The 18,753-nt window shown below is 63.0% G+C and carries 25 protein-coding genes; 14 read left to right on the top strand and 11 right to left on the bottom strand.

Going from position 1 to position 18,753, the window contains the following annotated elements; all coding sequences use genetic code 11:
• Positions 1-120: 120 nt before the first annotated feature.
• The 5 genes from purM (at position 121) to MF606_RS10260 (ending at position 3,708) form a co-directional block, all read left to right on the top strand.
• Positions 121-1,197 (top strand): phosphoribosylformylglycinamidine cyclo-ligase, encoded by a 1,077-nt coding sequence (gene purM / locus MF606_RS10280; RefSeq protein WP_240233705.1) that lies wholly within the window; start codon positions 121-123, stop codon positions 1,195-1,197.
• Positions 1,194-1,802, top strand: a complete 609-nt coding sequence (gene purN, locus MF606_RS10275) for a phosphoribosylglycinamide formyltransferase (protein ID WP_275693141.1) — start codon at positions 1,194-1,196, stop codon at positions 1,800-1,802. Before purM ends, purN begins: the two co-directional genes overlap by 4 nt.
• 106 nt (positions 1,803-1,908) lie before the next feature.
• A complete protein-coding gene (locus tag MF606_RS10270; RefSeq protein ID WP_240233704.1) occupies positions 1,909-2,799 on the top strand; it encodes a DMT family transporter in 891 nt (296 codons plus the stop codon).
• Positions 2,800-2,854: 55 nt separating this feature from the next.
• A complete protein-coding gene (locus MF606_RS10265; RefSeq protein ID WP_240233703.1) occupies positions 2,855-3,046 on the top strand; it encodes a hypothetical protein in 192 nt (63 codons plus the stop codon).
• Positions 3,047-3,123: 77 nt separating this feature from the next.
• A complete protein-coding gene (locus MF606_RS10260; protein ID WP_240233702.1) occupies positions 3,124-3,708 on the top strand; it encodes a carboxymuconolactone decarboxylase family protein in 585 nt (194 codons plus the stop codon).
• Between the two features lie 3 nt (positions 3,709-3,711).
• On the opposite strand, the gene gatB is transcribed toward MF606_RS10260, so the two are convergent.
• The 3 genes from gatB to MF606_RS10245 form a co-directional block, all read right to left on the bottom strand.
• Positions 3,712-5,211, bottom strand: a complete 1,500-nt coding sequence (gene gatB / locus MF606_RS10255) for an Asp-tRNA(Asn)/Glu-tRNA(Gln) amidotransferase subunit GatB (protein WP_240233701.1) — start codon at positions 5,209-5,211, stop codon at positions 3,712-3,714.
• Between the two features lie 184 nt (positions 5,212-5,395).
• On the bottom strand, positions 5,396-5,908 hold the full coding sequence (locus MF606_RS10250) for a GNAT family N-acetyltransferase (protein WP_240233700.1): 513 nt from the start codon (positions 5,906-5,908) through the stop codon (positions 5,396-5,398).
• Positions 5,909-5,920: 12 nt separating this feature from the next.
• Positions 5,921-6,232 (bottom strand): chorismate mutase, encoded by a 312-nt coding sequence (locus MF606_RS10245; RefSeq protein WP_240233699.1) that lies wholly within the window; start codon positions 6,230-6,232, stop codon positions 5,921-5,923.
• A 244-nt stretch (positions 6,233-6,476) separates the two neighbouring features.
• On the opposite strand from MF606_RS10245, the gene MF606_RS10240 reads away from it, so the two are divergent.
• Entirely contained in the window at positions 6,477-6,734 is a 258-nt protein-coding gene (locus tag MF606_RS10240) for a YjhX family toxin (protein ID WP_240233698.1), read from the top strand.
• A gap of 36 nt (positions 6,735-6,770) precedes the next feature.
• Here MF606_RS10240 and MF606_RS10235 read toward each other — a convergent pair whose 3' ends face one another.
• The 6 genes from MF606_RS10235 to MF606_RS10210 all read right to left on the bottom strand — a co-directional run bounded on the left by MF606_RS10235 (position 6,771) and on the right by MF606_RS10210 (position 10,537).
• Positions 6,771-7,088, bottom strand: coding sequence for a hypothetical protein (locus tag MF606_RS10235; protein ID WP_240233697.1), 318 nt, complete (start codon positions 7,086-7,088; stop codon positions 6,771-6,773).
• A gap of 120 nt (positions 7,089-7,208) precedes the next feature.
• Positions 7,209-8,693 carry an Asp-tRNA(Asn)/Glu-tRNA(Gln) amidotransferase subunit GatA gene (gene gatA, locus MF606_RS10230; RefSeq protein WP_240233696.1) on the bottom strand — a complete coding sequence of 495 codons (1,485 nt, stop codon included), beginning with the start codon at positions 8,691-8,693 and terminating at the stop codon, positions 7,209-7,211.
• Positions 8,686-9,150 carry a hypothetical protein gene (locus MF606_RS10225; protein ID WP_240233695.1) on the bottom strand — a complete coding sequence of 155 codons (465 nt, stop codon included), beginning with the start codon at positions 9,148-9,150 and terminating at the stop codon, positions 8,686-8,688. Before MF606_RS10225 ends, gatA begins: the two co-directional genes overlap by 8 nt.
• Entirely contained in the window at positions 9,147-9,629 is a 483-nt protein-coding gene (locus tag MF606_RS10220) for a GNAT family N-acetyltransferase (RefSeq protein ID WP_240233694.1), read from the bottom strand. Before MF606_RS10220 ends, MF606_RS10225 begins: the two co-directional genes overlap by 4 nt.
• On the bottom strand, positions 9,629-9,916 hold the full coding sequence (gatC, locus tag MF606_RS10215) for an Asp-tRNA(Asn)/Glu-tRNA(Gln) amidotransferase subunit GatC (protein WP_240233693.1): 288 nt from the start codon (positions 9,914-9,916) through the stop codon (positions 9,629-9,631). The genes MF606_RS10220 and gatC overlap by 1 nt, the downstream gene beginning before the upstream one ends.
• Before the next feature lie 87 nt (positions 9,917-10,003).
• Positions 10,004-10,537 (bottom strand): hypothetical protein, encoded by a 534-nt coding sequence (locus MF606_RS10210; RefSeq protein WP_240233692.1) that lies wholly within the window; start codon positions 10,535-10,537, stop codon positions 10,004-10,006.
• Positions 10,538-10,606: 69 nt separating this feature from the next.
• On the opposite strand from MF606_RS10210, the gene ruvX reads away from it, so the two are divergent.
• Positions 10,607-11,068 (top strand): Holliday junction resolvase RuvX, encoded by a 462-nt coding sequence (gene ruvX, locus MF606_RS10205; RefSeq protein WP_240233691.1) that lies wholly within the window; start codon positions 10,607-10,609, stop codon positions 11,066-11,068.
• Here the strand turns inward: ruvX and MF606_RS10200 are convergent.
• Entirely contained in the window at positions 11,054-12,013 is a 960-nt protein-coding gene (locus MF606_RS10200) for an AraC family transcriptional regulator (protein ID WP_240233690.1), read from the bottom strand. The two genes, ruvX and MF606_RS10200, sit on opposite strands and share 15 nt — an antisense overlap.
• A gap of 143 nt (positions 12,014-12,156) precedes the next feature.
• Here MF606_RS10200 and MF606_RS10195 point away from each other — a divergent pair, with 143 nt between their 5' ends.
• From MF606_RS10195 to dprA, 7 genes are all read left to right on the top strand, one after another.
• Positions 12,157-12,981: an SDR family oxidoreductase gene (locus MF606_RS10195; RefSeq protein ID WP_240233689.1), complete on the top strand. Its 825-nt coding sequence runs from the start codon at positions 12,157-12,159 to the stop codon at positions 12,979-12,981.
• A gap of 23 nt (positions 12,982-13,004) precedes the next feature.
• Positions 13,005-13,403 (top strand): DUF4345 domain-containing protein, encoded by a 399-nt coding sequence (locus tag MF606_RS10190; protein ID WP_240233688.1) that lies wholly within the window; start codon positions 13,005-13,007, stop codon positions 13,401-13,403.
• A gap of 11 nt (positions 13,404-13,414) precedes the next feature.
• Positions 13,415-13,909 (top strand): anthrone oxygenase family protein, encoded by a 495-nt coding sequence (locus tag MF606_RS10185; RefSeq protein ID WP_240233687.1) that lies wholly within the window; start codon positions 13,415-13,417, stop codon positions 13,907-13,909.
• Positions 13,910-14,009: 100 nt separating this feature from the next.
• Positions 14,010-14,996 carry an aspartate carbamoyltransferase catalytic subunit gene (locus tag MF606_RS10180; RefSeq protein WP_240233686.1) on the top strand — a complete coding sequence of 329 codons (987 nt, stop codon included), beginning with the start codon at positions 14,010-14,012 and terminating at the stop codon, positions 14,994-14,996.
• The gene (gene pyrC / locus MF606_RS10175) at positions 14,993-16,291 is read left to right on the top strand and encodes a dihydroorotase (RefSeq protein ID WP_240233685.1); all 1,299 of its coding nucleotides are present in this window, start codon (positions 14,993-14,995) and stop codon (positions 16,289-16,291) included. The genes MF606_RS10180 and pyrC overlap by 4 nt, the downstream gene beginning before the upstream one ends.
• A 54-nt stretch (positions 16,292-16,345) precedes the next feature.
• Entirely contained in the window at positions 16,346-16,975 is a 630-nt protein-coding gene (gene plsY / locus MF606_RS10170) for a glycerol-3-phosphate 1-O-acyltransferase PlsY (RefSeq protein ID WP_240233829.1), read from the top strand.
• A 48-nt stretch (positions 16,976-17,023) separates the two neighbouring features.
• Positions 17,024-18,103: a DNA-processing protein DprA gene (gene dprA / locus MF606_RS10165; RefSeq protein WP_420842253.1), complete on the top strand. Its 1,080-nt coding sequence runs from the start codon at positions 17,024-17,026 to the stop codon at positions 18,101-18,103.
• 9 nt (positions 18,104-18,112) lie between these two features.
• Here dprA and MF606_RS10160 read toward each other — a convergent pair whose 3' ends face one another.
• Complete coding sequence (locus tag MF606_RS10160) at positions 18,113-18,751, bottom strand: histidine phosphatase family protein (protein WP_240233683.1); 639 nt, start codon at positions 18,749-18,751, stop codon at positions 18,113-18,115.
• Between the last annotated feature and the right edge of the window lie 2 nt (positions 18,752-18,753).

Raw genomic sequence — 18,753 nt, 5'->3', positions numbered from 1 at the left:
CTTGCGTCGGTGTGGTGGAGAAGCTATCAGGCCGTCTAGCTTCCGGCTCCGGAGTTGGCAACCGCCTTGGTCTTCCGGTAACGGCTTTGCGCACGCTTTCCCCACTATGGTCCGAGGCCAATGTCCGATCCGCAAAACCTGACATCAAACGGGCTCTCATACAAGCAGGCCGGCGTCGACATCGATGCGGGTAACGCCCTTGTAGAAGCGATCAAGCCGGCGGTTCGTTCCACCCGCCGCCCTGGCGCCGATGGAGAGATTGGCGGCTTTGGTGGCCTGTTTGACCTCAAGGCCGCCGGTTTCACCGATCCGGTTCTGGTTGCAGCCAATGACGGCGTGGGCACCAAGCTCAAGATCGCCATCGATACCGGCAATCACTCCACCATCGGGCAAGACCTGGTGGCCATGTGCGTAAACGACATCATTGTGCAAGGCGCCGAGCCGCTGTTCTTCCTCGATTACTTCGCTACCGGCAAGCTCGACGTTGAACAGGGCACCGCCATTGTTACCGGCATTGCCGAAGGCTGCCGCCTCGCCGGCTGTGCGTTGCTGGGTGGTGAAACCGCCGAAATGCCGGGCATGTATCACGGCAAGGACTATGACTTGGCGGGCTTTGCCGTCGGTGCCGCCGAGCGCGGCGCCCTCCTGCCCCGCCCTGACATTGCCGAGGGCGACACTCTGGTCGCCATCGCATCATCGGGCGTCCATTCCAATGGCTATTCGCTGGTCCGAAAGATCGTCGAGCTCTCGGTAATCGACTGGTTCATGGATGCGCCGTTTGCGCCCGGGCAGTCGCTGTCCGAAGCCCTGCTGACGCCGACCCGGATCTATGTGAAGCCGCTTTTGTCTGCGCTCAAGGCTGGCATCGGCATCAAGGCGCTGGCTCACATCACAGGCGGCGGATTCATCGACAATATTCCGCGCGTTCTGCCCGACCATCTGGCGGCGCATGTCGATCTCAATGCGGTCACGGTACCAAAGGTCTTCGGCTGGCTCAGCCATGTCGGCGGCATGAACGAGCGCGAAATGCTGCGCACATTCAATTGCGGCGTGGGCATGCTGGTCGCCGTGGCGCCTGATGATGCCGGCCGGTTGGTCGAGCATCTCAACGTTGCCGGCGAGACGGCCTCCATTGTCGGCAAGCTCACCGGCCGCACCGGCGAAGCGGTGACGTTCGACGGCAAGCTCGCACTGTGAACCTGCGCCGCATCGATCCGGGCAAGAAGCGTGTCGCCATCCTGATCTCGGGGCGCGGCTCCAACATGCAGGCGCTTATCCAGGCAGCGAAGGCTGCCGGGTACCCTGCTGAGATCGTTGGTGTTTTCTCCAACAAGCTGGACGCGCCGGGTCTCGATTATGCCCGAGCCAATGGCGTGCCCACGGCCGCCCGATCGCACAAGCACTTTGCCTCTCGCGAGGACTTCGACGCGTGGATCGACGCGGTCCTCGAGGACTGGCAGGTGGACTATGTCTGCCTGGCCGGCTTCATGCGCATCTTTTCCAATGGCTTTGCTCGCAAGTGGAGCGGACGGATGCTCAACATCCATCCGTCCCTGCTGCCGCTTCATAAGGGCCTGAAGCCGCAACAGCAGGCGCTCGATGCGGGCGATGCAGAGAGCGGCTGCACGGTGCATTGGGTGATTCCGGACCTCGATGACGGTCCGACTATCCTGCAGGCCCGGGTGCCGATCCTGCCTGGTGACGACGCTGACTCGCTCGCGGCGCGCATTTTGGTGCAGGAGCACAGGGCCTATCCCCAGGCGCTGGCCATGGTCGCCCGCGGCGAGGCCGTGTTTCCCTAGGTTTCTACCGTATTACTCATCACGCGAATTCATCGACCCCATCGTCAAAATCGGTTCGACGCGACTCTGCGGCTGTAATAACGTCGGGACAAATGGAGAACACCCTATGCCCTTGCGATACTGGCTACTGATTATCCTCTTGGGCGCCGTGTGGGGATGTTCGTTCCTCTTCAACGCCATCCTGATCCGCGAAATCAGCCCGCTCTGGGTGTCGGCGGGACGCGTCACCATCGGCGCGGCGATCTGCTGGGTGTATTTCCTGGCCATGCGCAAAACGTTGCCCAATGACTGGCGCCTTTATGCTCAACTCCTGGTACTCGGCATTCTCAATTATGCGATCCCATTCACGCTTTTTCCGTTCGCCGAACAGACCGTCGCGAGCAGTATTGTTGGCGTTATCAATGGCCTGACGCCAATGAGCACGGTCATCGTCTCGCAACTCTGGATCGGCGGCGAGAAAGCCACATGGAACAAGGTAGTGGGCGTGGTCATCGGCTTTGTCGGGGCCTTCATCCTCGCCCTGCCCTCGCTGGGGGTTGGCGCATCGGCCCAAGTGCTTGGCCTGCTGGCTGCCATGGGTGCCACGCTGTGCTACGCTCTCACCCTCAACTATGCCCGCCGGTTCAAAAGCATCGACTCGGCTGCCGTGGCGACGTGTTCGCTGACCGCGGCCGCTCTCGTGACCGTTCCGGTGGCGCTGTTCTTCAGTGGCGTTCCGGTCATCACCCGTGCCGAAACCTGGGGCGCGCTGTTCGGTATTGCCGCGTTCTCCACCAGCTTCAGCTTTCTGCTGGTCTATTGGCTGCTACCCAAGGTTGGCGCGACCAATCTGTCGCTCAACACGTTCATCACGCCGATCTCGGCAATCCTGCTCGGCGTGCTGGTGCTGCACGAGCGGTTCGAGCTGTTGCACGTGGTCGGCATCCTGGTGATCTTCATCGGCCTGATCTTCATGGATGGCCGGCTTGTCAGGCGCAGGGCGCCTGCTGCTGCTTAGCGCAGGGGAACTGGGGCTGGGTTCATGCCGTTGGGCTTCCGACAAGGAGTCCCGCATGAACCAGCCCAAGCCGGATATCGATCCACGCCCCATTCCGGAAATCGTGCCGCAACCGGAGCCATCGCCACCGCAGCCGGTAGATCCCGTGCCACCGCACCCCCAGGAAGTGCCCGATACGCCGCAGCCGGTCGAAGACCCCACCCCGGGCCAGCCGGCACCGGAGCCCAACCAGCCGACGCGTAGCTAAAATTATCTGCACTGCCCGAGGCTAGGAATTGCCGTCGCCCGCGCTAAGCTACTGGCTTTGGCGGCGGAGAGCGAAGCATGTTCCTCAAGACAGTTGGCCCGGACGAGGCTACCGGCGAGGTGGCGGAAATATACCAAGCCGAGATCGCGCGGATCGGTTTTCTGATGGAGGCTACGGCCTGCTGGACGACACGACCGGAAGTGCTGCCCCTGTTCGAGCAATTTTCCGAAGGCGTCAAAGCCAATTTCTCGCTGGGCATGCGTGGCTGGCGGCTCATCACCTTCATCGCGGCCAAGCAGGCACCCTCAACCTACTGCACGCATGTCTACGCCCGCTCGCTGATCAAGGAGCTCGGCTCCAAGGCGCAGGTGTTGGCGCTGCAGCGCGACTTCCGCCGCGCCGGTCTCAGCGACAAGGAAGTGGCCATGCTCGCTTTCGCCGAGCAGGTGGCGCGCGATGCGTCCAAGACCACACAAGGTCACATCGATGCATTGCGGGAGGTCGGTTTCAGCGATGTCGAAATCTCCGACATCGCCCTGTGCGCCTCGATCCGCAGCTTTGTGAGCCGATTCTTCGACGCCACCGGGGCAACGCCCGAGCCTGTGTTCTTCGACGACGACCTGGAGTTTCGCGAGGCGATGACGGTGGGTAAGGCGATCTAGTGGCTAGTCGATCCCGAGCTTCTTCTTCATCAAGTCGTTCAGGGCCTGCGGGTTGGCCTTGCCGCCGGAAGCCTTCATGGCCTGGCCGACGAACCAGCCGATCATGGTGGGCTTGGCGATAACCTTGGCCACCTGATCGGGGTTGGCGGCGATGATCTCATCGACGATCGCCTCGATCGCGCCCATGTCGGTGACCTGCTTGAGGCCGCGGCGCTCGACGATCTCGGCCGGGTCGCCCTCGGGCTCTTCGGCGATGACGATCTGCAGCAAGTCCTTGGCGCCCTTGGATGAAATCGTGCCAGCGGCAACGAGATCGACAATGCCGGCGATCTGTGCAGGCTTGAGGTGGGTTTCCCACACGGCCAGGCCCTGACTATTGGCATAGGCGGCGACGTCGGCGTTGAGCATGTTGGCCACGGCCTTGCCGTCGCGCTTGGTGCCACCGAAGGCGACCACGGATTCGAAATAGTCTGCCGTCTCGCGATCTAGCGTCAACACCATGGAATCATAGGCGGTCACGCCATAATCAGCGACGAAGCGTGCCTTCTTTTCGTCTGGCAGTTCTGGCAAGCCTTCTGCCAGCATGCTGATGAACTTCTCGTCGAATTCGAGCGGCAGCAGGTCGGGGTCGGGGAAGTAGCGATAGTCGTGCGCTTCTTCCTTGGATCGCATCGAGCGGGTCTCGCCGGTCTTGGGATCGTAGAGCCGCGTTTCCTGGTCGATCTTGCCGCCGTCCTCCAGAATGTCGATCTGGCGGCGAGCCTCGTATTCGATGGCTTGGCCGGCGAAGCGAATCGAGTTGACGTTCTTGATTTCGCAGCGTGTACCGAACTCACCGCCCGGCTTGCGCACGGAGACGTTGACGTCGGCGCGCATGGAGCCCTGCTCCATGTTGCCGTCGCAGGTACCGAGATAGCGCAGGATGGTGCGCAGCTTGCCGAGATATTCCTTGGCTTCTTCGGACGAACGCAGGTCAGGCTTGCTGACGATTTCCATCAGTGCCACGCCCGAGCGGTTGAGGTCGACAAAGCTCATGTTGGGATGCTGGTCGTGGATCGACTTGCCGGCATCCTGCTCCAGGTGCAGGCGCTCGATGCCGATTTCGATCTGCCCGTCGTGCATGTCGAGCAGTACCTTGCCTTCGCCGACGATCGGGTCCTTGAACTGGCTAATCTGATAGCCCTGCGGGAGATCGGGATAGAAATAGTTCTTCCGGTCAAACACGCTGCGCTTGTTGATCTGGGCCTTGAGGCCGAGGCCAGTGCGAACGGCCTGGCGCACGCATTCTTCGTTGATGGTGGGCAGCATGCCGGGCATGGCTGCGTCGACGAAGGACACGTTGGCATTGGGCGGGTTACCGAACTCGGTCGACGACCCCGAGAACAGCTTGCTCTCGGACGTCACCTGCGCATGCACTTCCATGCCGATGATGACTTCCCAGTCACCGGTGGAGCCAGAAATGAAGCTCTTGGGGTTTGGCGTGCGCGTATCGATGAGGGTCAATTGGGCGTCCTGAGGCGAAGGCGAGAGTTGGGTACGTGCTTACTTATCCCCGTGCGCCGATGCAATGCCCAACCACCAATCGTCACCCTCGGGCTTGACCCGAGGGGTCTGTGTTTTGGCGCGCCGGCTCAGTGAAGAGCCCTCGGGTCAAGCCCGAGGGTGACGATCCAGTTTGGGAGCGCCCTCAATCCTCGTCGTCGATATCGCCCTCGAATGGCGTGAGGCGTTTTTCGAGGTGGACGCTCATGAAGGGCTCATGGGCGGTGCGGCCATCCGGACGCAGGGCGAGGATGCGGTAGCCCTGCTTTTCGTAGAAGCGCACTGCGCGGACATTGTCGGCGGGGGTTTCGAGATGCACCCGGTCGGCGCCTTCGAGCTCCAGCATGGATTCCATGCGCCGCAGCAGCATGGAGCCCAAGCCATGGCCCTGCAATTCGGGCATGACGAAGAGATAGGGGATGTAGGCGCGGCGCGCCGAACGCGAGCACCAGGCGACGGCGATGCCATCCACTTCGGCAACGATTATGCGCGAGAGGGTTTCGGAGACGGCCTGGGCCAGCCGGCGCTGCTCGGCCTCGCGCATGCCCGGCTGCTCGGTCAGCAGCGGCAGGATACCGCTTTCCCAGGCGCGATAGGCAATATCGGCCAATCGGCGGGCGTCTGCGGTCTCGGCCTTGCGAATGCTGATGCCTGCCATAGTGACCTCCTGCTAGCCGCGACGCCGCGCGGCGATGATGCCCTTTTCGTAGTTGATGTTCCAATCAATCAGGGTCCGCCACACAAGTTCGGCCTGATCCTCGTCAAGATCAAGGGCCAAACTGCGGTCGCGGACCTTGGCAATCACTGCCTCGATGCGGACAGGGTCGCGTGCCTCATGCGGATCGGTCTTGATCTGAGCCATGCGCGTCACATAGCGATGCCGCTCTGCAAACAGATGGAGAAGGGCCTGATCGACACGATCGATCTCGGCGCGGACGTCTTCCTTGGTCTGGCAGTCGTCAGGTGATTTGGCAGCGGTCACGGCGGGTTCCAGTCATAGTTGCTGTTGCTGGTTTGCACCGCTCCGGCGACGATTTCAACCGCCCAACTTGCGCAATTGGCCTTCGTGGCGTTATCAAACCCGCATGTTTAGTCAGTCTGAAACCCTCTGAGGCCCCGTCTCTTCGCGACGGGGCAGAATGAACCGATCGACCGCCGCGCGTGATGCCGGCCGCCGATAACGTTTGTTCGCGGGTTTGCCCGCCGTTTCAGGCACTAGACTTTCAATGGATATCTCGAAAAGCGAACAGCGGGTGCTGCATGCCCTCGCTCAGGGCGGCCGCATCGCGCTCGTCCGCAACGACGCCGGCAAGGTGACCGGTCTCGAATTCTTCAACCGCGAAGGCTGGCTGCTCAGCACCTGCAGCATGACGCTGTTCAAAAAGCTGAAAGCCAAGAAGGCGATCAAATCTTCCGGCGGCCAGCCCTACCGCATCACCAAACGCGGTCTGGAGCTGGTCCGAAGCGAGTATGATAACCGGTAGCCACTGTTTCCTCTCCCCGACGGGGAGAGGAAAAACCTAGTGCCTGGTCACTTCGCTCAGCGCGGCGGCGATATGCTCCCATTCGCTGGCGACGCTGGCCGTGGCGCGGCGCTTGCCGGCGCGGCGATACCAGTAATCGGCATTGCCCATGTCGGCCTCGATCCAGTGCATCAGCGCATGAACCCAGTCGAAGGCCTGAACGCCTTCCATCGCCTGCACGATATTGTGCGCCTGCTCCCATTCGGGGCCAACGCGCAGCTCGCCCTTCTTGAGCCACCACAGCGCCTGCAGCGGCTTGCTCATGTCCTTGGGTGGCTCGGACCAATCGAGCGAGGTAAAAATATCAGCGGCCATCGGTGAAACCCTTGTCGGCCCGGACGCCGCCCGTGGGGGCGTCACAACCAATTTCAATTTGTGCATTGGGGCCAAATAAGGCGGATCGACGCCACGATCAAGTGGCGCCGTCCAAAGCGGTTACCACCAGCGCTTGGGCGAGAAGTCCATATCGGCGCTTTTCTCGATGACGCGCGCGGCCGCAAACAGTGTTTCTTCGTCGAAAGGCTTGCCGATGAGCTGCAGGCCCAGCGGCAGCCCTGCCCCGTCCTTGCCGGCGGGCACGGCGATGCCCGGCAGGCCCGCCATGTTCACCGTCACGGTGAAGATGTCATTGAGATACATGGCCACCGGATCAGCCGCCAAGGCCTCGTCGCCGATGCCGAAGGCGGCCGATGGTGTTGCCGGCGTCAGGATGGCATCGACGCCAGCGTGAAATGCGTCTTCGAAGTCCTTCTTGATCAGCGTACGGACCTTCTGCGCCTTGACGTAATAGGCGTCGAAATATCCGGCCGACAGCACATAGGTGCCGATCATGATGCGACGCTTCACCTCGCGGCCGAAACCGGCGGCGCGGGTGAGTTCGTACATGTCAGTGATGTCCTTGCCGGAAACCCGCAGGCCATACTTTACGCCGTCATAGCGGGCGAGGTTGGACGAGGCTTCGGCCGGCGCGACGATGTAGTAGGCCGGTAGCGCGTATTTCGTGTGCGGCAGGCTGATGTCCTTGACCGTGGCGCCCTCGGCCTTGAGCCAGTCGAGGCCCTGGCTCCAGAGCTTTTCGATCTCGGCAGGCATGCCATCCATGCGGTATTCCTTGGGAACGCCGATGGTGAGACCCTTCACACCGCGCTCAACGGCGGCAGCGAAATCCGGCACGGCCATATCGACGCTGGTCGAGTCCTTGGGATCAAAACCGGACATGGAGGTCATCAGCAGTGCTGCGTCTTCCACCGTGCGGGCGATCGGACCGGCCTGGTCGAGCGAGGAGGCGAATGCCACAACGCCCCAGCGTGAGCAGCGGCCATAGGTCGGCTTGATACCCACAGTGCCGGTGAAGGCCGCGGGCTGGCGGATCGAGCCGCCGGTGTCGGTTGCCGTCGCCCCGGCGCAAAGCCATGCCGAAACCGCCGCGGCCGAGCCGCCGGACGAACCGCCGGGCACCAGATTGGCATTGCTGCCTTCGGCGCGGAACGGGCTGACGACCGGGCCGTAATAGCTGGTCTCGTTGGACGAGCCCATGGCGAACTCGTCCATGTTGAGCTTGCCCAGCATGACGGCGCCGTCGCGCCAGAGGTTGCTCGTCACGGTCGACTCATACTCGGGCTTGAAGCCGTCGAGGATGTGGCTCGCCGCCTGCGTGTGCACGCCCTTGGTGCCGAACAGATCCTTGATGCCGAGCGGAATGCCTTCGAGGGAACCGCCCTGCCCCTTGGCCAGCTTGTCGTCGCTGGCCTTAGCCATGTTGAGTGCCTGTTCGCCGGTCACCGCTACATAGGCGTTGAGGCTGGGATTGGCCGCATCGATCGCCTTGAGGTAAGCGCCGGTCAGCTCGGTGGCGGTGAAGCTCTTGGCCTTCAGGCCCTTGCGGGCGTCGGCCAGGCTGAGTTTGGTCAGGTCAGTCAAAGGGAATCTCGCTCAGATTGTCGCAGCGGTGATAGATCGTCGTTCCCGCAGGATAGGGGCTCTCCGGGTTCGGTTCGGCATCGCCGAGCATGCCCAGCATCGCATCGTTGTTGGACGACACGCGGATAGCGCCGGCATCGTGCGGCGCAATGGCCAGCATGTCGGGATAGAGGTCGCCTGGGATTTCGCAGACGGCGTCGACGAGCAGAACCGGCGTACTCGGCCGGCTCTTGACGTCATAGAAATTGCAGTGGAATTCCATCGACTGGATGCCACCTTCGAACGTGAGGCTCAGGAAATCCATCTCCATGAAGGCATCGACGCCTTGCTTTTCCACCGCCTGGCAAGCCGCCGGGTCGGTGACGTAAAGCTTGGTCTGGTCGATGACCATGTCTTCCTGCGCGAAGGCCGTCCCGGCCAGCAGAGCCAGGACCGCCATGGTCAGCATCGTCCTCACGCCGTCTGCTCCTGCTTGAGGGGCAGCTCGAAGAAGGCCGACCATTCGCTGTCGGGATAGTCGAGAAACGGTCCACGCGTCACGAAGCCGCTACGGGTGTAGAGCCGATGCGCCTCGGCCATGCCGTCGCCGGTGCCGGTTTCGAGCATCAGCGTTGGCAGGCCTTTGTCGCGCGCCAGGGCCACGATGGCGTCGAGTAGTGCCGAACCGATGCGCTTGCCGCGCACTTCAGGGTCGGTGAACATGCGCTTGACCTCGCCAAGCTCGGCCGAATGCACCTTGAGCGCGCCCATGCCGACCGCCCTGCCCGTCTCGTCGCGGGCCACGAACAGCGTGGTGTTGCTCTCCGCCATCTGCTCGACGGTCATCTTGAACTGGAATTCCAGCGGCGACAGCGGCAGCAAATGGTCGTTGAGCTTGGCGACAAGCCCGCGCACATCGTCCTGCAATGGGGTTTCGATGGCGATGCTGACCACCATTATTCGATCACCTTGGGCACCATGAAGAAGTTGTCTTCGCTCAGCGGGGCGTTGCTGACGATCTTCTCAGGGTAGCCGCCATCACTAATCACGTCGTCGCGGCGGCGCAGCGTCATCGGCGTCACCGACGTCATTGGCTCGACCCCGTCGACATTCACTTCCGAGAGCTGTTCGACGAAGCCCAGGATGGCGTTCAGCTCGCCCTGATAGGCGGCAACCTCGTCCTCTTCGATGCGGATACGCGCCAGGCGCCCGATGCGCTTTACGGTTGCAGCGTCGACAGACATGGGAAACTCCAGAAACAGCGGCTTTGTTTGCGGCGTTATTAGCAACCGCGCGGCACAAAAGACAATGAAAATGGCTGATGAGCCGGATCAGATTTCCAGTGCCAACCCGGCTTCGAGCGAGACGAGGCCGCTGCCATCCAGTCGCGGCGCCAGCGCCGGGATCGCGATATCCATGGCCGCCTCGTCGCCCGCAAGCGCTAGAAGGCGGGGCGCCGAAGCGGCAAGCACCGCCGCGCCGAGTTCGATAAGCCGTTCACCATGGCCAAAAAGTGTAATGACGGCGCTGTCGGCCCAGCGTCCCAGCGGCGGCGCATTCGCTGCCAGCAACAGCAAAGGTGGTTCGCCGGTAGCGGCGATGAGCACTCCTCCCGCACCCACCGACCAGGCCTCGACCTTGGGCAGGTCATCGCCCTCGTCGACTAGCCGCAGCGGCCTGCGCGGCTTCCAACTCGCAGCGTCAACGGCCTCAAGCCCGGCCCCGAACCCGGCAATCACCAGATCAGCGCCCGAAACCAGCTCGGCCGCATCGATTCCTTGGGGCGCCGCATCGGCGTCGACCACCAGAATCGCGCCGCCGATATGAATGCGGATCGTCGTCCCGCCGAACCAGGTGAGTTTCATCGCCGCTTTCCTGTCGCCAAACCGTGCCGCAGCCTATAGGACGGCAGACGACTGGCAAGCGAGCCCCCAATGACCGAAGACTTCGCCAACCCGCTGGAATCGATTCCCGCCACCGGCAGGATTCTGGGCCTCGATCTGGGTACCAAGACCATTGGTGTCGCAGTGTCCGATGCCATGCGGTATTCGGCGTCGCCGCTCGAGACCATCAAGCGTACCAAGTTTACGCAGGACGCGATCAGGCTCGATGAGTTGATCGCGCAAAATCAGGTCGTCGCCATTATCCTCGGGCTGCCGCTTAATATGGACGGGTCCGAGGGCCCGCGCGTGCAGTCGACGCGCGCTTTCGCCCGTAGCCTTGCTCAGCGTATTGCGCTGCCGATTGCCTTCTGGGACGAACGCCTTTCCACCAGCGCCGTAACGCGCATGATGATCGAGGCTGACCTGCGGCGCGATCGGCGGGCCGAAGTCGTGGACAAACTCGCTGCCAGCTACATCCTGCAGGGCGCGCTGGACCGGCTACGCCGCGGCTAGCTTGCGAATGGCGCCCGGTGGTACGCCGAAGAACTGCTTGAAGGCGCGCCCGAAGGCTGCCTCGGACTGGTAGCCGGCGCGGGCGGCGATCGTGCCTACCGCTTCGCGCGTGTCGAGCAGATCGGAGCGCGCCAGATGCAGCCGCCATTGCGCCAGGTATTGCATGACCGGCTGGCTCACCAGCTCAGTAAACCGGGCCGAGAAGGCCGAGCGCGACATCCCGGCTTCGCTCGCCAGTTCGGCGACGCTCCAGTCGTGTTCGGGACGGCGGTGGATCAAAGCCAGCGTGCGGCCGATCTGCTTGTCGCGTAGGGCCGCCAGCCACCCGAGATTGGCCTCTGGCGCCCGGTCGAGCCAGGTCCGGATCGCCTGGATCACCAAGATATCGGCCAATCGCGTCATCACCGTTTCGCCGCCCGGTCGCAGCATGCTGGCCTCGCGGGCGATCAGGGCCAGCGTGCTTTGCAGCCAACTGCCGATTTCATCTTCCCAGGCATCGATGCGCAAGACATCCGGCAGCAGCGTCACCAGGCGTTTGGCCGCGACATGGTCGAACTGCACCACGCCCGACGTGGCGCGAGTCATTTCGCCGCCACCCCCGTGCGTCATGATCTCGTAGCGGTTGCCGATCCTTTCGACCGGGATATCGAACAGCGGTGTCGGCGTGGCGTCGACCGCGCTCAGCAGGTCGTAATTGGTGCCATGCGGCAGCAAGACCATGCTGCCCTGATGGAGCATGACCGGCTCCTGCCCGGGCATTTTCAGCCAGCAGCGGCCCGCGGTCACGATGACGAACATCATCGAGTCGATCAGCCGCGGCATGGTTATGCCCCAAGGCGCGGTCATCTCGGCGCGACAATACAGGGTGCCGGTGAGATGGAGCATATGCAGCACCTCACCCAGCGGATCGGACAATGGCGGTGGTTGAAAGGAAGGATCACTCATGACGCGTTCATAGCATCGCTATTGTCGTATCGTCCACTTGTCTGGACGATCTGCATAAAACAGCGGCGTCCAGAATATTGATGATCCAAGGTTGTCGACGCATCTTCCACGGCGTCGCAACGCACAACATGGATCAAACGCAAATGACCTCCCCCATCCTCGTCATCGGCGCCACCGGCAAGGTCGGCAGCCGGATCGTCTCCCGGCTCGAAGCCCTGGGGCAGCCTGTGCGCGGCGCCTCGCGCAAGTCCTCGCCATCCTTCGATTGGGAGGACCAGTCCACCTGGGCTGCGACGCTGGCCGGCGCCGAGACCGCCTTCGTGGCTTTTGTTCCCGATCTCGCCGCCAAGGGCGCGCCTGAGGCGATCCGGAAATTCACCGAGATCGCCAAAGAGACCGGCCTCAAGCGCCTCGTTTTGCTCTCGGGCCGTGGTGAGCACAATGCGCAGGCCAGCGAGGCCATCGTGCAGGCATCGGGCCTCGACTACACCATTGTTCGTGCCAGCTGGTTCAACCAGAATTTCAGCGAAGGCGTCCTGCTGGGGTCGCTGCTCGAGGGTTATGTCGCCCTGCCCGCCCACGACCGCAAGGAGCCCTTCATCGATGTCGATGACATCGCCGATGTCGCCACCGCGGCCCTGATCGACGAGCGCCACAATGGCCAGCTCTACGAAGTCACCGGGCCACGCCTGCTGAGCTTTGCCGACGCCGTGGCCGAGATCAATGCGGCCTCGGGACTCAGCGCGCAGTACAGCCACATCTCCCTCGAGGAGTTTCACGCCGCCTTGCTGCCAGAGGTGGGTGCGCCGACTGCTGACTTCCTTCACGATCTCTGTGCCGAGGTCTTTGACGGCCGCAATGAAAGCATCGGCAATGGCGTGCAACGTGCGCTTGGCCGCGAGCAGCGCGATTTTGGCGACTTCGTCAAGCGGATTGCCGCTACCGGCGTCTGGTCGGCCCAGGCCTAACCGGCCACAACGGGAGCCTTGCCATGCTCGTCAAAGCTTTCCTCGTCCTGGCCGGTGTCATCGGCATCGGCCTCGGCGGCACCATCCTCCTGGCGCCGCTGTCGTTCTACGCGGGCTATGGTCTCGACCTGACCGGTCAGATCACGTTGCTCAATGAAATGCGCTCGCATGGGCTGTCATTGATGGCTCTCGGCGGGATCATCGTCGGCGGGGTTTTCGTGCCGCGCCTTGCAAATCTCTCACTGCTGGCTGCGACCGGACTTTATCTCAGCTACGGCGTGTCACGGCTCATTGCCGTGGCACTCGATGGGCGCCCCGCCGATGGCCTTCTGGTGGCGACCGCCATCGAACTTGCCATCGGCAGCCTTGGCCTCGTGCTCTATCTTCGTCACCGCAACCGCACCGCGCTCGCCGCGGCCTAAGAGGACCTGTCATGCACACCTCAGCGCAAATCGTCGGCTTCGCTGCGCTCCTCGCCAGCGGCATCATGGCCGGCTTTTTCTGGACCTATTCCTTCACCGTGATGTGGGGGCTCGACCGAGCCGATCCGCGCAGCGCCATCGACAGTATGCAGGGCATCAACATCGCCGTGCCCAACCCGATCTTCCTCGCGTTTTTCGCGGGCCTGCCGCTACTGCTGATCGCTGCCGCCGTGCTGTCCTGGCAAGGCGGACAGACCGCATCCCTCTGGCTCTTCGCCGGCTCGGCACTGATCTATCTTGTGGGCGGAATCGGCATAACCGGGGCGATCAACATTCCGCTGAACGATGGACTCGCCCGGGCCTCGATCCCCGCTGACCTCACCGCTGCGCGCGACGTGTGGACCACCTACACCACGGCGTGGATGCCTTGGACCCACCTCCGCACGGCCGCCTCTGCCCTGGCCTTCGCCCTGGCCGGTCTCGGCTTCTTCTTCTCCGCTACCTGAGCGCAACGGCCGTGCAGCCGGCCGTTGATTCTGCCGCCTTGGGGCTTGCTCCTCCTGCCCCCCTCCGCTAGACCCCATCCAACATCAGGGATGGGAGCGCATGGCCCAAGTTCGCGCCAGCAAAACCGCAACGCAAGCCGGCCCGTCCGGCGACTTTCCCCCTTTCAGCCAGAAGCATCTGCTGTCCATCGCCGATCTCAAGCAGCACGAGATCGTGGACCTGCTCGACAGAGCCGAGCGCATGGTGCCGGTTTCCCGGCAGGAGCGGAAAAGTCATCCGACGCTGACAGGCAAGACGCAGATCAACCTGTTCTTCGAATCGTCTACCCGCACCCAAGGGTCGTTCGAGATTGCCGGCAAGCGGCTCGGCGCCCTGGTCATGAACATGTCCGTCAAGACCAGTTCCGTCTCCAAGGGCGAAACGCTGGTCGATACTGCCGCGACACTCAATGCCATGCGGCCCGACGTCATCGTCGTGCGCCACTCGGCGGCCGGCGCGGTTGAATTGCTCAGCCAGAAAGTCGGCTGCTCGGTGATCAACGCCGGTGACGGCGCACACGAGCATCCGACGCAGGCCCTGCTCGACGCCCTCACTATCCGCAACCACAAGGGCCGCATCTCGGGGCTGACCGTTGCGATTTGCGGCGATATCGCCAATTCCCGCGTGGTCCGCTCCAACCTGTTGTTGCTCGGCGCGCTCAACGTCCGCACCCGCGTCATCGCTCCGCGCAATCTGCTTCCGGCAGGCATCGAGCACCTCGCCACCGAGGTGTTCACAGATATGCGCGAAGGGCTGAGGGACGTCGATGTGGTGATGATGCTGCGCCTGCAGCATGAGCGCGCCAGTGGCAAGATGATACCTTCGGTTCGCGAATATTATCGCTTCTACGGCCTCGACGCTGAAAAGCTCAGCTATGCCAAGCCAGACGCCATCGTCATGCATCCCGGCCCGATGAATCGCGGCGTCGAGATCGACCCGGCCATTGCCGATGGTCCGGCCTCAGTGATCACCGACCAGGTGGAAATGGGCGTGGCGGTACGCATGGCCGTGCTCGATGCGCTGCTGCCGGCGAGGAATGCGCCATGACCGCCCCTCTCCTCATCGAAAATGCCCGCATCGTCGATCCGGCGACCAATACAGACAAGCCCGGCGCGGTGCTGATCGAGAACGGTCTCATCGCCGAAGTGGCGTTCGGCGCCCCGATCGGCGTGCCAGAGGGCGCCGAGGTCATCAACGCCGACGGCCTGGTGCTGGCGCCCGGCCTGATCGACATGCGCGTCTTTACCGGCGAGCCCGGCAAGGAATATCGCGAGACCCTGCAATCGGCCGGCGAAGCCGCCGCTGCTGGTGGTGTCACCAGCTTCGTCATGATGCCGGATACCGCCCCTGTGGTCGATGATGGCGCGCTGGTGGATTTTCTCATCCGCCGGGCCAAGGCCACGTCCAAGGTCAACGTATTGCCTGCCGCCGCGATCACCAAGGGCCTCGGCGGGCAGGAGCTGACCGAGTTCGGCCTGTTGCAGGAGGCCGGCGCCGTCTGCCTGACCGACGGCCGCAACGCCATCCAGTCAAGCGCCATGCTGCGTACGGCGATGAGCTACGCCGCCAATTACGGCATGACCATCGTCCACCATCTCTCCGACAGGAGTCTCACTGGCGACGGGGTGATGAACGAGGGCCTATTCGCTACCGTACTCGGCCTCAAGGGTATTCCCCGCGAAGCCGAGACCGTCCCGCTGGCCCGCGATCTCCAGCTCGCCATGCTCACCGGCGTCAAATACCACGCGGCACAAATCTCCTGCGCCGCCTCGGTCGAGCTCGTGGCTGCGGCGAAGAAGCGTAACGGCCACGTTACGTCAGGTATCTCGATCAATAACCTGGCGCTGAACGAGAACGACATCGGCCGCTACCGCACCTTCTTTAAGCTTTCGACGCCACTGCGCTCGGAAGATGACCGGCAGGCAGTGATCGAGGGTCTGCGCAACGGCACCATCGACACGATCCATTCCGACCACGACCCGCAGGATACCGAGGTCAAGCGCCAACCCTTCGCCGAGGCTTCGGACGGCGCCATCGGCCTCGAAACCCTGCTCGCTGCGGCGCTGAGGTTGGTTCATTCCGGGGATGCCGACCTGCTGACCGTGCTCCGCGCCATGACCAGTCGGCCCGCCGATATTCTCGGCCTGCCCTCCGGCCGCATTGCACAAGGTGCGCCGGCCGACCTCATCCTGGTGGATCTCGACTACCCCTGGCAGGTGACCGAACGCCAAATCCGGTCGAGATCGCGCAATACCAGCTTTGAAGGCGCGCGGCTTGCTGGCAAGGTGATGCGCACAATCGTGGCGGGAGAAACCGTCCATCTGCATACCGAGGAGAACTAGGCCGTGACCGATTCCTACGTCCCCATGTTCGCGCCCTGGCTGTTTGGCGGGGCGATGATCCCCGGCCTGATCGCCGTGTTTGTCGTCGGCTATCTGCTGGGTTCGATCCCGTTTGGCCTGTTTCTGACGCGGGCGGCCGGGCTGGGCGACATCCGCCAGATCGGCTCGGGCAATATTGGCGCCACCAATGTGCTGCGCACCGGCAACCGAAGCATTGCCGCTGCGACGCTCATTCTGGACGCCGGCAAGGCCGCGGCCGCCGTGCTGCTGGCGCGCGCCATGCTCTACACGCCCGATCTGCCCATCGGCGGCGACCGGGTTTTGCCGCTCTATCTCGCCGCAGTGGGAGCCTTCCTCGGCCACTGCTTCCCTGCCTGGCTCAACTTCAAGGGCGGCAAGGGCGTGGCGGTGATGATCGGCTCGTTGCTGGCCCTGTCCTGGCCGGTAGGGCTAATTTTCTGTGCGGTCTGGCTACTCATCGCCGTTACGCGCAAATTCTCCTCGCTGGCCGCGCTCACGGCCGCCGCCACAGCGCCGATTTTTGCCTATGTCATTGTCGATGAATGGCTGGCGGCTACAGCCGCCCTGCTGGCCATTCTGCTGTTTTATCAGCACCGCGAGAATATCGCGCGGCTGATCCGTGGCACCGAGCCAAAGATCGGCTCCGAGAAGAAAGCCTCCTAAGCCTTGGCGCCTCGGTCGGGTGGCGCAAATCTGACGAATTCTCAGCGCGTGGCGTGGCTGCGCCTGCTGCGTACCGACAATGTCGGGCCAGCCACGTTCCGGCAATTGCTCAACCGTTTCGGTTCGGCCGAGGCGGCCTTGGCCGCCCTGCCCGACCTGGTCAAGCGCACCGGCAAGCCGGTCCGCGTCATCAGCCAATCAGCCGCCGAAGACGAAATCGCCGGTCTCTCGCGCTACGGCGCCCGTCTGGTCGCTGCCGGTGAGGCCGACTATCCGCAACTGCTCAGTTACATTCCGGCGTCGCCGCCACTGATCACCATGGCGGGCGGTGCGAACCTTAGCTGGCAGCGCACCGTTGGCGTGGTTGGCGCGCGCAACGCTTCCGCTGCCGGCATCAAGATGACCCGCATGCTGTCCTCCGAGTTGGGCGAGCGCGGCTACACCGTCGTGTCCGGACTGGCCCGTGGCATCGACACTGCCGCGCACAAGGCGACGCTGACCACGGGCACCATTGCCGTGCTCGCCGGCGGCTTTGACAAAATCTACCCCGACGAGAACATCCCGCTGGCGCACGATATTCTCGACAGTGGCGGCGCTCTGCTCACGGAAATGCCGCTGGGCTGGGAGCCACGTGCCCGCGATTTCCCGAGGCGTAACCGACTGGTTTCCGGTCTCTCGCTTGGCATCGTGGTGGTGGAAGCGGCCAAACGCAGCGGTTCCCTCATCACTGCACGCCTTGCGCTCGAGCAAAACCGTGACGTCTTCGCGGTGCCTGGATCGCCGCTCGATCCACGGTCCGAGGGCGGCAATGCCCTGATCCAGCAAGGCGCCAAGCTGATCACCAATGCGCAGGACATCATCGAGACGCTGGGCAGCGCCGACCCGTCGCGCGCCGCGCTGTTCGATCGCGATTGGGAGCCGGACCTGGCACCCGACGAGCCTCCACCGAGCGACGACGACAAGTCCCGGCTTGTGGCCTCGCTCAATGCCACGCCCGTCGAGGTCGACGAGTTGGTACGGCAGTCCGGCCTCTCAGTATCTGCAATCCAGATGCTGTTACTGGAGCTTGATCTGGCCGGTGAGATCGAATGGTCGAGCGGGCAGTTGGTGGCGCGGAAATATAGTTAGGTAAGATTCTCAGCCAGGAAGGTCCGTCCGCGTCAGGTGGGCCGTGTCAGCAAGGCGAATGACCCCACGGTTTCGCCAATAATCATCTTGCTGCAAATGTGTGATACTGCCCGAGCGCGCGGGAAACGCTACAAAACCGGCCGCATCGATAGGCATCTTGATCCACGCGGCGACCACGAAGGTCAGCGCAAATCCGTGGGTGACGATGATCTGGGTCGTGCAGGGCCGCGAAATGATGGCGTGCACAGATCGATAGACCCGCTCGGCAAGTTCGCGTCGCGTTTCACCGTCGGCTATGCCGCCGCGATGGTCCAAACGGTTGTCATCGGGAGCCGTCTCCTGGCGGGCAGCAAGCCATTCCTCTGGTTTTCCTCCGGCCGTGCCATAGCTGATTTCTCGCAAGTCGCCAGTTGCTTCAAACGATGAGCGAAGGCGCTCGGCGATTATTGCGGCAGTTTGCGACGCCCGAAGAAGGTCGGAACTGTAAATTTCCACCGGAGCCTCTCCGATGGTCTTCGACAATTGCTCCGCCACCGACGCAGCGTCCAATCTGCCCTGTGGGGTTAGTCCGGTATCATACCAACCGCCAACCTTGTTCTCGATGTGATGCACAGACTGAGTATGCGTGACGACAAAGAGGTTTTTCATGC

Origin of the sequence: Devosia lacusdianchii, from assembly GCF_022429625.1 — a bacterium.
Classification (GTDB): Bacteria; Pseudomonadota; Alphaproteobacteria; order Rhizobiales; family Devosiaceae; genus Devosia; species Devosia lacusdianchii.
Note: the sequence above shows the minus strand (reverse complement) of the source record. Positions and strands in the feature narration are given on the sequence as shown.